Origin of the sequence: Actinomadura sp. B10D3 (genome assembly GCF_039871695.1) — a bacterium.
GTDB classification, from domain to species: Bacteria; Actinomycetota; Actinomycetes; order Streptosporangiales; family Streptosporangiaceae; genus Spirillospora; species Spirillospora madurae.
Window position 1 is genome coordinate 88,022 of sequence record NZ_JBDPLY010000011.1, and the last position, 12,640, is coordinate 100,661.

The window sequence follows — 12,640 nt, forward strand, 5'->3', positions numbered from 1 at the left end:
CGATGGCAAAATTTACCACCGGGAAAGGGACGTCGTGCACCGCACTATGTGGAATCGAGACCGAACGAAATGACGCGCCTCGATCCCGGCCTTCCCGTGCTGCTGCTGCGCACCGACCGCAACCCGTTCCACCACGGGACGCTCGCGGCGATCCGCAGCCTCGGCCGCGCCGGCGTCCCCGTGCACGCCATCCTCGAAGGGGACGCCAACCCCTCGTCCCGGTCCCGCTACCTGTTCCGCGCGCACCCCTGGGCACCGCCCCCCGGCCGCCCCGGCGAGCTGCTGGACCACCTGCTCGGGGCCGGCGAGCGGATCGGCCGGCGGGTGCTGCTCCTCCCGATGGACGACGCCGGCGCGATCTTCATCGCGGAGCACGCGGACGCGCTGGCGTCCCACTTCGTCTTCCCCCGCCAGGACCCGGGCGTCCCCCGCGGCGTCGCCGACAAGGCCCGGCTGCTGGAGGCCTGCGAGCGGCACGGCGTCGCGTCCCCGCCGAGCCGCATGCCGCGGTCGTCGGCGGAGGTCGACGAGGCCGCCGCCGACCTCGGGCTGCCGCTGATCGCCAAGTGGGCGCGGCCGTGGCGGCTCCGCCCCGGCCTGCGCAGCACCACCCTCGTCCGGACGGCCGGCGAGCTGCACCGGCTGTTCGCCGCCACCCGCGACCGCCGACCGGACGACGCCGCCGCCGGCGGCGGGGCGGGCCCGCTCATCCTGCAGCGGCGCATCCCGCCGTCCGGCGGCGACTGGTTCTTCCACGGGTACTTCGACGAGGACCTCGGCTGCCTGTTCGCCGGGGTCGGCCGCAAGCACCTGGCGCACCCGCCGCACGCCGGGCACACCGTCGCGGGCGAGTGGGTCGACGACCCGGCGCTCGAACGGCTCGCGGCGGGGATCGTCCGGCGCCTCGGCTGCCGCGGCCTGGTCGACCTCGACTTCCGGTTCGACGCCGAGCGCGGCGTCCACCACCTGCTCGACTTCAACCCGCGGATCGGCGCCCAGTTCCGGCTGTTCACCGACCGGGCCGGGCTCGACCTCGCCCGCGTCCTGCACCTCGACCAGTCGGGGCGCCCCGTCCCGGCCGCGCGGCCGGCGACCGGCCGGCACCTGCTGGTGGAGAACCACTACCTCCGGCATTCGGCGCGACGCCCCCTGCCGCGCCCGAAGGACCTGCGGGAGACCCTCCGCCCGCTGAGAAGGGCCGACGAGTTCGCCTGGTACGCCGGCGACGACCTCCCGCCCTTCCTCGCCATGGGCCGGCAGTCCGCGCTGCGCGCGGTCGGGCGGCTCCGCACCGGGTAACACCACGAACACACGGGGGAATGGAACATGAGCGACTCGGCATGCGACGTCGTCATCGCCGGCGCCGGGCCCTACGGCCTGTCGACCGCCGCCCACCTGCGGTACCTCGGACTGGACGTCCGCATCATCGGTGAGCCGATGCGCTTCTGGGACGCCAACATGCCGCAGGGCATGTATCTGAAGTCCGAGCCCTTCGCCTCCAGCCTGGGGGCGCCGCAGGAGGGCCTGCGCTTCACCGACCGCCACCGCGGCTGGCGGGTCGGGCACCCGATCCCCCTGGAGACCTTCGTCGAGTACGGGCGCTGGTTCGCCGCCGAGGCCGTCTGCGGCACCGAGGACGCGGAGGTCGTGAGCGTCGAGCGCGGCGGCCGCGGCGGGTTCGCCGTCGGGCTGTCCACGGGCGAGCGGATCGCCGCGCGGACCGTCGTGCTCGCCGTGGGCGTCGGGCCGTTCGCGCACATCCCGGACGAGCTGGCGGGCATGCCGTCCTGGCTCGTCTCGCACAGCAGCGCGCACAGCGACCTCGGCCTGTTCGCGGGCAAGGACGTCGTGGTCGTCGGCGCCGGGCAGTCCGCGCTGGAGACGGCGGTGCTGCTGGCCGACGCGGGCGCGCACCCGCACCTGCTGGCCCGCAGGCGCGAGCTCGACTGGAACACCGTCCCGGAGGAGCACCGGTCCCGGCGTTCCGTGCTGCTGGAGGGACCGCGGTCCGGGCTCGGCACGGGGTACCGGACGTGGCTGTGGGCCGAGCGGCCGGGGATCGTCCGCTACCTGCCGGAGCGGACCCGGCGGAAGATCGTCCGGGAGACGCTGCCGCCGGCGGGCGCGTGGTGGCTGCGCGACCGGCTGGACGACCGGGTCCGCGTCTCGACCGGCCGGTACCTGTCGAAGGCGGTCGAGCTGGACGACGGCATCGCCGTCACCACCGTCGACCGGAACGGGCGGCGCCTCGTCACCGAGGCCGAGCACGTGATCGCCGCGACCGGGTTCGTCCCGGACGTGGAGCGGCTCTCGCTGCTCGCGCCCGAGCTGCGCGGCCGCATCCGGACCCGGGCGGGCGCGCCGGTCCTGTCCCGCGACTTCGAGGCGTCGGTGCCGGGCCTCTACTTCGCCGGGCTCGCCGCCGCGCTCACGTTCGGGCCGGTGATGCGGTTCGTGCACGGCGCCGGCTTCGCGGCCGGGCGGATCGCGCACCACATCGCCCGGCGGAAGGCACGCCCGAGCATGCCGCCCGTGCGGGCGGAGAGCGTCCTGGAGACGGACGTCCCCCGGCGGTAGGAGTTCGTCACCCAGCGGTCAAGGTTCTTCCCCAGGGCGGCCGGGCCCGGCGGAGGGCGCGCTCGTCCCTGGCCGTGGCCCTGGTCCACTCCCAGCGTGAGTACAGCGTCCACGCCGAGGACCATCCGCGCTTGGTGAAGGTGCTCTGACCGGCGGAGACGCGGGACAGGACGATCAGTTGGGCCTCGTCGCGGGTCACGAAGCGGTGGGTCTGGCGACGGGGGCGGTGGTGGCGCGCGGGCAGCAGCCGCGCGATCGCGGACGAGGGGTCGGGCATCGGAAGCTCCTCGCTCGGACGGCCGCCGCGGCCGTCCTGCTCACCGAATGTAGCGCACCCGATACCGTCCGCCATGCTTCCCCCGGCCCTCGGACGGCCCGGCCGGTGTCCCGCGGCCCCCGAGAGTGCCGCGAAGCCCCCGACCTCCGACGAAACGGAGAATTCTCGTAAAAAGGAATGCCAGGCGACGGAAACCCGTCCACGGTAAAAGCGGAACTAATGCGCCGGTAAACGATCCGGGGACACGCAGGGATAATTCGAAATCGTTCCGTGATCAGTGCCGCCGCGGTGCTACCTTCATGCCGACCGGAACCAGAGACCGGATGTGAACACCGGCTGCGGCGACAAGGAGAACTGGCAATGCGCTCCGTACCGATCCAATGCAGGGCGATTCGCCCGCAGGATCGGTGCCGGTATGCCATCGTCCCCGTTCTCCTGCGCGTCGCCGCCGTCGCGGGTTTCGCGTTCGCCGGCTGGATCGCGCTCTCCGCGCTCACCGAGGCGGCGTTCGCCGCCGAGCCGGCGCCCCGGCCGCAGCAGGCCGTCCACGACGCGGTCTTCGGCGAGGGCGCCATGGAGCCCGGCGAGCTGTCCACGCTCCGGCGCCTCTCGCCCGGCCACGGCGGCGACGCGGCGGGCCCGGCGGAGCGGCTCTCCGCCGATCTCCGGGAGGCCGGCGACGACCCCGTGCACTACCTCGGGTCGCGCAAGCAGGACGTGCTCGACGACAAGGACCGGGCCGTCCACCGGATCGAGGAGCTGGCCGCGGCCGCGGGCGTCCCGCGGCTGCCCGCGCCCGAGGTCCGGCCCGACCGCCCCGTCATCGGCGAGCTCGTCCAGCAGATGACCGGTCCCGAGCACGCCGCGCCGGCGAGCGCCGGTGCGCTTCCGGACCAGGACGCCGGCGCCGGCGACGCCCCCGAGAAGGGCGAGCCCGCCACCGCGCGCGACGGTCGCACCGCCGCGCCCCAGACGTTCGCGGGCGCCGCCCCGGACGGCGATGGCGGCCGCTGCGCCGCCTGCCGCGGCGGCGACCGCGCCCCGGTGCGCGACCCCGCCCTGCCGTCCGGGCAGGACGGCCCGCGCAGCACCGGCTCCGGCGGCGGGTACCCGCTCGTGCCGTTCGCCGACCTGCTGACGCGGCAGTATCCTGCGGCGCCTTCCGCCGCGGACGCGGGGACGTTCCACCGCACGGCGCTGTCCGACGTGGCCGCGCCCGGCGGCCCGTCCGTCGTCCCCGACTAGGGGTTCCCACAGCCGTCCGGCCGTAGAGGGCCGGGCACGGCACGGCCGCGTGCGCGAAGCACGCCGCCTCCCTTTCACCAGACCTTCCTCTGAGGCGACGGCCGACAAGCGGCCGCTGCCGGGCTGCGCCCACCCGGACGGTGCAGCGCAGCGTTCACCACCGAGATCGAAGCAACGACAGGAGAAACTCATGCGCAAGTGGGCGAAGAGCACGAGCCGCGCGGCCCTGGTGGCCGCGGGAGCCCTCGCCATCGGAGCCGCCTTCGGCTCCGGACCCGCCGGCGCCGCCACCATGCACGGTGGCTACGGCGGCGGCCACGACGGCAAGGTCCGCATGGAGACCTCGCACAACTTCGGCATCCTGAACGGCAACCAGGTGTTCGCGCCGATCAGCATCCCCGTCGACGTGTGCGGCAACGCCATCGCGATCGCCGGGATCAGCCGGGCCCAGTGCAAGGGCGGCGCGACCGTCAAGAACCCCGGTGGCCGCAACGTGAAGATGAAGAGCGCCGGCAACTTCGGCATCCTGAACGGGAACCAGGTGTTCGCGCCGATCAGCGTCCCGGTCAACGCGTGCGGGAACGCCGTCGGCGCCCTCGGTGCGGCGCAGGCCCAGTGCAAGGGCGGCGCGACCGTGAAGAACCCCGGTGGCCGCAAGGTGAAGATGAAGAGCGCGGGCAACTTCGGGATCGGCAACGGCAACCAGGTGTTCGCGCCGATCAGCATTCCGGTCAACGCGTGCGGGAACGCCGTCGGCGCCCTCGGGGCCGCGGAGGCGCAGTGCAAGGGCGGCGCGACCGTCGACAACGGGCACAAGTCCGCGCCGCCCACCTACCGGACGCCGAAGAAGCCGAAGCCCTACAAGCCGTCCAAGCACCGCCCTGCGGCCAAGCACACCAAGCTGCCCTCGACGATGCGCGCCGACGGCTCCCGCATCGCGCGGCCGGACGCCGGCTACCGCAGCGCGAACGCCCTGCCCGGCGTGCCGGGTTTCCTCGACACGCTCAAGCGGCCGGTCACGTCGTCCGGCGTGGGGCGGATCACCCCGCGCCTGGCCAAGGGCAGCGTGCCCGTCAACCTCGGGTCGCCGATCTCCTGACCTGACATGGGCCGGCCGGGGGTGACGACCCGCGGCCGGAGGACGGCGGAAGGGGGCGGCAGACGTGCCGCCCCCTTCCCCGTGCCCGCGGTACCCCAGATGGAGGAGAGAACCATGCTCGGCCGGAAGTCCCTGTGCGCGGTCGCCGTCGCCGCGTTCTGCGCCCTGCCCGCCGTCTCCGTCCCGCCCGCGCAGGCCGCCCCCGCCGGCCGCACGGCCGCGGTCGCGACCGCCGCGGCCGCCGCGGCACGGCCGCGGACGGGCACGGTGATCGCACGTCTCCAGATCCGGCGGATGGGCCTGAAGACCCTGGTCAGGCAGGGCGTCGGCCAGGCGGTGCTGCGGCGCGGCGTCGGCCACTACCCGGGGACCGCGCTCCCCGGGCGCGAGGGCAACACCGTCCTGCTCGGCCACCGGACGACCTGGCGGCACCCTTTCGGCGAGCTGGACCGGATGCGGCGCGGCGACCGGATCGTCCTGCGCGTGGGCCGGCGGACCTACGTGTACCGGGTCCGGCTCAAGCGCGTCATCAAGCCCCGGGACCGGCGCGCCCTGGAGCCGGTGCCGTTCCGGCGCGGCAGCGCCCCGCACGGCCGGTACGTCACGCTGATCACCTGCACGCCGAAGGGGTCGGACCGGCGCCGCCTCGTCGTCGTCGGCGCGATCGTGACGAAGCGCTGAGCCGCGGAACCGAGCACCGAACGGCCCGCCGCCTCCGGCCCGCCGCCGGTCAGCGTCCGCCGTAGAGCGAGATCAGCCCGGCGTGGTCGCCCTTGCCGAGCGTCGCGGCCCCGTCGTCGCAGGCCGCGATGGACGGCGCCATCGTGAGGTCGGAGTGCTGGGACCCGCTGACGTGGTCGAGGCCGAGGACGTGGCCCGTCTCGTGCGTCGCGACCGCCTCGGCGGAGTAGGAGCCGGGGCGGCACGACCCGGCCGTCCACCATCGCCTGCCCTGCGTCTGCAGCGCCATGTCCGTCTCGACCATCGTCGTGCCGGCGAACCACATGCAGGTCGCGGCGAGCACGTTGCGGCTCGCACCCGGCATGGCCAGCCAGCCGAACGTGTTGGCCCGGTCGCGGGCGCCGCAGGCGGCCCCGCTGGTCAGGTTCGGCGGCCGGTTGGTCTGCCCGGCGTAGCTCTCGTGGACGTTCGGCTGGGGCGTGAACCGGCCCCCGCCCACGCAGTCGGTCCGGGCGTTGACCATGTTCGAGACGCCCTTGGCGATGGGCGCCTGCGGCAGCCCGGCACCCCCCGAGTGGTAGTGCCACTGGACGGTGTGGCCCCGCGGCCAGCTGGCGGGCTCGGGGCGGTACGTGCCGTCCTGGCAGGCCGCCACCGCCGCGCGGGCCATCCGCGGCCTGCCCTGCGGCACCCGCCCGCTCCGGGTGCGGATGGTGATCTTGCCGGTCCGCCGGTCCACCCGGATGGCCAGCTCGGATCCGCCGTTGGTGTGCAGCTGCTGCGCCACCAGCGAGGTCCCGTCGGTCGGCACGACCGCCGCGAGGCCGTTGCCGCGCACGGTCCGGCCGCGCAGGTCGCAGTCGTCGATCCTGATCGTGTGCGGCAGCGTCCGGACGGCGAGCGCCCCGACGGCCTTGCACCAGGCCGGTGGTCGCGGCGCCGCGGCCGCGGTGGCCGTCCCGCTGGGCGCCGTGCAGGCGAGGGCCGCGGTGACCGCGGCGGTCACGGCGCCCGCCCGCCGGGCCGCCGTTGAGAAGTCGCGCATTCCAGTTCTCCAATGTTCGGAACGTACCCTCGCAGTCTTTGCACGGGCGGGGGAAGGGAAAACCGATGCCGACTAAAATGATCACCATCTTGGGAAGCGCGCCATTCGCGAATGGGGGAAGTCGTGGCTGTTTGTCGAGAATTGTCGACGGGGGTCGTTCGGGGGTGGACGTAAGTATTCGGTAAATCGTTTTCTATAATCCCGTAAACGCGTTTATCGCTGGCACGCAGGGATAAGCAGGAGGTAATCCGGCAACTCGGGATCAACAGAACAACCGCGACCGAGTGGCGGGCACCACCTCCCCCTGCCCCCCGCCGTCCGGGAGCGTTCACGGAAGCGGAGGTGCTCAACGTGGAGACGCAGACGCAGGTGCGGGAACTGATGGGCATGAGCGTGACCGACACCCACGGCACGAAGGTCGGCACGATCAAGCAGGTCTACCTCAACGACGACTCCGGCTCGCCGGAGTGGGTGACCGTCCACACCGGGTGGTTCGGGATGCGCGAGAGCTTCGTCCCCCTGTCCGGCGCGCGCAAGAGCAAGGACGCCCTCCAGGTTCCGTACGACAAGGAGACCATCAAGGGCGCTCCGAACGTCGACGCCGACGAACACCTGTCGCATGCCCAGATCGTCGACCTGTACCGGCACTACGGCGTCCGTCCTCCGGGTGGCCGCCGCTCCGGCGGCGAAGCGGGCACGTCCGAGTCCGAGACGTCCGGTGACCGCCGCACGGCCGGTGAGGAGAGCGGTGAGGGCAAGGCCGCGGGCACGGCCGGCACGTCCGAGACCAAGGACGCGGGCGGTCCGGCGGGCGCCGCGGGGACCGCCGGCATGGCGGGCGCCCCCGGGATGGCGGTGCACCCCGAGAAGAACCGGCGCGGGACGGCCGACAAGCCCGGCCAGGCGAGCACGGGACGGCCGGCCACGGGCCAGTCGACCACCGGCGAGTCGGCCACGGGTCAGCCGGCCACGGGCACGGGCCGGCAGACGGGCGCCCAGCAGGGCGGCAGGACGATGCCTGCGCAGTCGCCGCGCGAGGGCGCCGAGGCGCCGATGACGGAGATCACCCGGTTCGAGGAGCAGATGCGGATCGGCACCGAGCGGCACGAGGCCGGCCGCGTCCGGGTGCACAAGTGGGTCGAGACGGAGACGGTCGAGCGGACGATCCCGGTCTCGCACGAGGAGCTCAGGGTGGACCGCGAGCCGATCACCGGCGGCCGGCCGGATCCGAAGGTGACCATGGCCGAGGAGGACCAGGAGATCATCCTCTACGAGGAGCGCCCGGTCATCGCGAAGGAGACGGTGCCGGTCGAGCGCGTCCGGCTGCGCACCGAGCAGGTGCAGGACGAGCAGACGATCCGCGGCGAGATCCGCAAGGAGCGCGTCGAGGTCACCCGCGACGACGGCACGCGCGCCGGCGGCGAGCGCGGGCGCGATCGCGACAGCGACCGGGACCGTCCGGCCACCTGACCGCGAGGCCCGCTCCGGCCCCGCTCGGAGGGGGCGCGAGTGGCCGAGTGTGGCCAGCGGATTCGCGGGGGCGGACGGGCCGCCGCGTGACCGCACGCCGGCCGGACGGGTGGGCCGATCATCGCCCACCCGTCCGACCGGCTTTGTTTGGCCCATGATTCAACGTGTGAATTTAGTGGTCGTCAAGCCCTCTTCCACAGTTCCCGGCCACGGTCCGGTCTGTAATAGGCAGGTTTGTTGACAGGTAGCCGGGAGGCGGGGGAGGTTCCTGGGTGACGACGCCGGCGGCGCCGGGGTCATGGCCGTCCGGGCGAGCCATGAACCCCGGCGCCCCGTCACGCGCGCGGTCCGCCGGGCCGCGTGGGCGTCCTCGGACGACCCAGGAGGGACGACTTGCGACACCCCCACAGACGTGTCATCGCCACCCGGATCGGGCGGACACTGGTCGCCTTCGCGACCATCGCCGCCCTCCCCTCGGCCATCGCGGTGCAGCCCGCCCTGGCCGAGGCCCCCCAGCAGGCCGCGTACCTGAACCCGCGGCTGCCCGTCGCGAAGCGGGTGAGCGACCTGCTCGGGCGCATGACGCTGGAAGAGAAGGTCGGCCAGATGACGCAGGCCGAGCGCGGCGCCATCGACGGCGACCGCGACCAGATCACCGGGCTGGCGCTCGGCTCGGTGCTGTCGGGCGGCGGCTCGGTGCCCGCCGACAACAGCCCCGCGGGCTGGGCGGACATGGTCGACGCCTACCAGTCCAAGGCGCTCGCGACCCGCCTGAAGATCCCGCTGATCTACGGGATCGACTCCGTGCACGGTCACAACAACCTCGTCGGCGCCACCGTCTTCCCGCACAACATCGCGATGGGCGCGACGCGCGACCCCGGGCTCGTCCGCAAGGAGGAGCAGATCACGGCCGTCGAGACCAAGGCGACCGGGCCCCAGTGGGTGTTCGCGCCGTGCGTGTGCGTCACCCGCGACCTGCGCTGGGGACGCGCCTACGAGAGCTACGGCGAGGACCCGCGGCTGGTCATCCAGATGGAGACCGGCATCGAGGGCTTCCAGGGACGCCACAAGCGCGACCTCGCCACCAACCGGCACGTGCTGGCGACGGCCAAGCACTACGCCGGCGACGGGGACACGGTGTTCGGGTCGTCCACCAGCGGGACGTACACGATCGACCAGGGCGTCACCGTCACCGACCGCAGGACGTTCGCGAAGATCAACCTGGCGCCGTACGTCGTCGCCGTCCAGAAGTACGGCGTCGGCAGCATCATGCCGTCGTTCTCCAGCGTCGACTGGAAGGAGGACGGCGTCGGCGATCCGCTGAAGATGAGCGCGCACAAGGAACTGCTGACCGACGTCCTCAAGCGGAAGATCGGGTTCGACGGCTTCCTCATCAGCGACTGGGAGGCCATCCACCAGATCCCCGGCGACTACGCGACACAGGTCAGGACGTCCGTGAACGCCGGCATGGACATGTTCATGGAGCCGTACAGCGCCCCGCAGTTCGTGCAGACGCTGATCGCGGAGGTGAAGGCCGGCCGCGTGAAGATGTCGCGCATCGATGACGCCGTCAGCCGCATCCTGAAGGCGAAGTTCGAGCTCGGCCTCTTCGAGCACCCCTACACCGACCGGAGCAACGCCAAGACGATCGGGTCGCCGGCGCACCGCGCGGTCGCCCGCGAGGCGGTCGCGAAGTCGCAGGTCCTGCTCAAGAACTCCAAGCGGGCGCTCCCGCTGAAGAGGAACGCGCGGATCTACGTCGCGGGCACCAACGCCGACGACATCGGCAACCAGGCGGGCGGCTGGACGGTGACGTGGCAGGGCTCGTCCGGCGACATCATCCCCGGCACGACGATCCTGGACGGCATCAAGCAGAACTCGTCGCACGTCACCTACAGCGAGGACGCGTCCGCGCCGACGTCCGGCAACGACGTCGGCATCGTGGTCGTCGGCGAGAAGCCGTACGCCGAGGGCGTCGGCGACGTCGGCAACGGCCACACGCTGAACCTGTCGGACGCCGACAAGGCCAACGTCGACAAGGTCTGTTCCGCGATCAAGACCTGCGTGGTCCTGGACGTCGCGGGACGCCCGCAGATCGTGACCGACCAGCTGGCGAAGACGGACGCGTTCGTCATGTCCTGGCTGCCGGGCAGCGAGGGCGCGGGCGTCGCGGACGTCCTGTTCGGCAAGCGCCCCTTCACCGGGAAGCTGCCGGTGACGTGGCCGCGCACTGAGGACCAGGAGCCGATCAACGTCGGCGACCGGAACTACAAGCCGCTGTTCCCCTACGGCTACGGCCTGCGGACCCACGGCGGGCACCACTGATCGGCCACCACTGATTCCGGGGGCCGGCCGCCCGCCGCGTGCGGGCGGCCGGCCCGTTTATCCCGGCTCCCACGGGTGAGGCTGCCTCCAGCGCGTGAAGGGAGGCCCGGGTGGGACGGGAGCCGCGGGTGGCGTTCGTCCTCGGCGGCGGCGGGGTGCTCGGCGCGCACGAGGTCGGGATGCTGCGGGCGCTGGAGGAGACCGGCGTCCGGCCCGACCTGGTCGTCGGGACGTCGATCGGGGCGCTGAACGGCGTGTTCGTCGCGGCCGAGCCGGGCCGCGCCGTCGAGCGGCTCACCAGCCTGTGGTCGGACGAGTCCGTCCGCGAGGTGTTCGGCTCCCGCGTGCTCGCGCGGCTGTGGACGCTCGCCCGGTCCGGCACCCACCTGCACTCCAGCGAGCCGCTGCGCCGGATGCTCGACGAGCTGCTCCCCGTGTCCTCGTTCGAGCAACTGGACGTGCCGTACCAGTGCGTCGCCGCCGGGATCGAGACCGCGATGGCGCACTGGTTCACCGGCGGCCCGCTGGTCCCCGCGGTGCTCGCCTCGTGCGCCGCGCCGGGGCTGCTGCCGCCGGTCCGGATCGGGGACCGGCACTTCTACGACGGCGGGCTCGTGCACAGCATCCCGGTCAGCCGGGCCGTCATGCTCGGCGCCACCACCATCTACGTCCTGCACGTCGGGCGGATCGAGCGTGACCTCGCGCCGCCGCGCCGGCCGTGGGAGGTCGGCCTGGTCGCGTTCGAGATCGCGCGCCGGCACCGCTTCTTCGAGGAGATGGCCACCCTCCCCGACGGCCTGACCGTGCACGTCCTGCCCGCGGGGAACCGGTCGCAGCGGGCCGGCGTCGACCTCGCCCAGATGCGCTACCGGAACGGGGGCGGCATCCAGGGCCACATCGACCGCGCCTATCAGGCATCGTTGAAGTACCTGAAGGAGCGATCGTGAGATGGTGCCGCCCCGAATCGTCCGCCGCCTCGTCTTCACGCCGCTGCTGTTCCTGCTGACCGCGCTGGTCGTCGTGCTGTTCCCGGCGGCCTACCTGGTGACGTCGCTGACCGGGCGCGAGCGCCGGCGGGCCCGGCGGCTGCTGTGGTTCGCGCTGGCGTGGGGGACGCGGGAGTCCGCCGCCGTCGTGGAATGCGGATGGCTGTGGCTCCGCGGCCGTGCCCGCGACGACCGGCACTACGACGTGATCCGCCGCTACATCGCGGGCCTGTACTCCACGGCGCAGCGCCGGCTCGGCCTGCGCGTCCAGGTCGACGGCTCCCGGGACGGGCCTGACGCCGACCGCCCGCTGATCGTCCTCAGCCGGCACGCCGGGCCGGGGGACGCGCTGCTCCTCGTCCACCACCTGCTGTCGGTCTACGGCCGGCGGCCCCGCGTGGTCATGAAGGCGCTGCTCCAGCTGGACCCGTGCATCGACATCGCCGCGGGGCGGATGCCGAACGTGTTCGTCACGCCCGGCGGCGGCGCCGCCGAGGACATCGGCCGGCTCGCGAGCGGCCTCGGCCCCCGCGACGCGCTGCTGATCTTCCCGGAGGGCGGCAACTTCACCCCCGAGCGCCGCCGCCGCGCGATCCGCCGGCTGGTCCGGCTGCGGCGCCGCGACGAGGCCGCCCGCGCCGCCGCGATGCCCCACCTGATGCCGCCGCGGCCCGGCGGCGTGCTGGCCGCCCTCGACGCCGCCCCGTCCGCCGACGTCGTGTTCGTCGCGCACTGCGGGCTCGAAGGCATGACCACGGCCGGCGAGATCTGGCGGCGCGTCCCGCTGACCGGCGCCGTGCGCGCCCGCTGGTGGCGCGTCCCGGCCGCGGACGTGCCCGGCGGCCGGGACGCCCGCGTCGCCTGGCTGTACGACCAGTGGGAGCGGGCCGACGCCTGGATCGGCTCGCATCAGGAGACCGCGCCGAAGTGACATC

Annotated in this window: 11 protein-coding genes; 9 read left to right on the forward strand and 2 right to left on the reverse strand. The window is 73.5% G+C overall.

Annotated elements, in window-relative coordinates; translation table 11 throughout:
- Nucleotides 1-69 precede the first annotated feature (69 nt).
- Nucleotides 70-1,299: an ATP-grasp domain-containing protein gene (locus ABGB11_RS18345; protein WP_347634262.1), complete on the forward strand. Its 1,230-nt coding sequence runs from the start codon at nt 70-72 to the stop codon at nt 1,297-1,299.
- Nucleotides 1,300-1,326: 27 nt separating this feature from the next.
- A complete protein-coding gene (locus ABGB11_RS18350; RefSeq protein WP_347634264.1) occupies nt 1,327-2,577 on the forward strand; it encodes an FAD-dependent oxidoreductase in 1,251 nt (416 codons plus the stop codon).
- Between the two features lie 7 nt (nt 2,578-2,584).
- On the opposite strand, the gene ABGB11_RS18355 is transcribed toward ABGB11_RS18350, so the two are convergent.
- A complete protein-coding gene (locus ABGB11_RS18355; RefSeq protein ID WP_347634266.1) occupies nt 2,585-2,854 on the reverse strand; it encodes a hypothetical protein in 270 nt (89 codons plus the stop codon).
- Nucleotides 2,855-3,214: 360 nt separating this feature from the next.
- On the opposite strand from ABGB11_RS18355, the gene ABGB11_RS18360 reads away from it, so the two are divergent.
- The 3 genes from ABGB11_RS18360 to ABGB11_RS18370 all read left to right on the forward strand — a co-directional run bounded on the left by ABGB11_RS18360 (nt 3,215) and on the right by ABGB11_RS18370 (nt 5,879).
- Nucleotides 3,215-4,099, forward strand: a complete 885-nt coding sequence (locus tag ABGB11_RS18360; protein ID WP_347634268.1) for a hypothetical protein — start codon at nt 3,215-3,217, stop codon at nt 4,097-4,099.
- 190 nt (nt 4,100-4,289) lie between these two features.
- Nucleotides 4,290-5,198, forward strand: coding sequence for a chaplin family protein (locus ABGB11_RS18365; RefSeq protein ID WP_347634270.1), 909 nt, complete (start codon nt 4,290-4,292; stop codon nt 5,196-5,198).
- Nucleotides 5,199-5,312: 114 nt separating this feature from the next.
- Nucleotides 5,313-5,879 (forward strand): class E sortase, encoded by a 567-nt coding sequence (locus tag ABGB11_RS18370; protein WP_347634272.1) that lies wholly within the window; start codon nt 5,313-5,315, stop codon nt 5,877-5,879.
- Nucleotides 5,880-5,928: 49 nt separating this feature from the next.
- On the opposite strand, the gene ABGB11_RS18375 is transcribed toward ABGB11_RS18370, so the two are convergent.
- Nucleotides 5,929-6,924: a matrixin family metalloprotease gene (locus tag ABGB11_RS18375; RefSeq protein WP_347634274.1), complete on the reverse strand. Its 996-nt coding sequence runs from the start codon at nt 6,922-6,924 to the stop codon at nt 5,929-5,931.
- Between the two features lie 351 nt (nt 6,925-7,275).
- Here ABGB11_RS18375 and ABGB11_RS18380 point away from each other — a divergent pair, with 351 nt between their 5' ends.
- The 4 genes from ABGB11_RS18380 to ABGB11_RS18395 all read left to right on the forward strand — a co-directional run bounded on the left by ABGB11_RS18380 (nt 7,276) and on the right by ABGB11_RS18395 (nt 12,636).
- A complete protein-coding gene (locus ABGB11_RS18380) occupies nt 7,276-8,394 on the forward strand; it encodes a PRC and DUF2382 domain-containing protein (RefSeq protein WP_347634276.1) in 1,119 nt (372 codons plus the stop codon).
- Nucleotides 8,395-8,787: 393 nt separating this feature from the next.
- A complete protein-coding gene (locus ABGB11_RS18385; RefSeq protein WP_347634278.1) occupies nt 8,788-10,719 on the forward strand; it encodes a glycoside hydrolase family 3 N-terminal domain-containing protein in 1,932 nt (643 codons plus the stop codon).
- Nucleotides 10,720-10,829: 110 nt separating this feature from the next.
- Nucleotides 10,830-11,666, forward strand: coding sequence for a patatin-like phospholipase family protein (locus ABGB11_RS18390; RefSeq protein WP_347634280.1), 837 nt, complete (start codon nt 10,830-10,832; stop codon nt 11,664-11,666).
- 1 nt (nt 11,667) lies between these two features.
- Nucleotides 11,668-12,636, forward strand: coding sequence for a 1-acyl-sn-glycerol-3-phosphate acyltransferase (locus ABGB11_RS18395; RefSeq protein ID WP_347634282.1), 969 nt, complete (start codon nt 11,668-11,670; stop codon nt 12,634-12,636).
- The last annotated feature ends 4 nt before the right edge of the window (nt 12,637-12,640 follow it).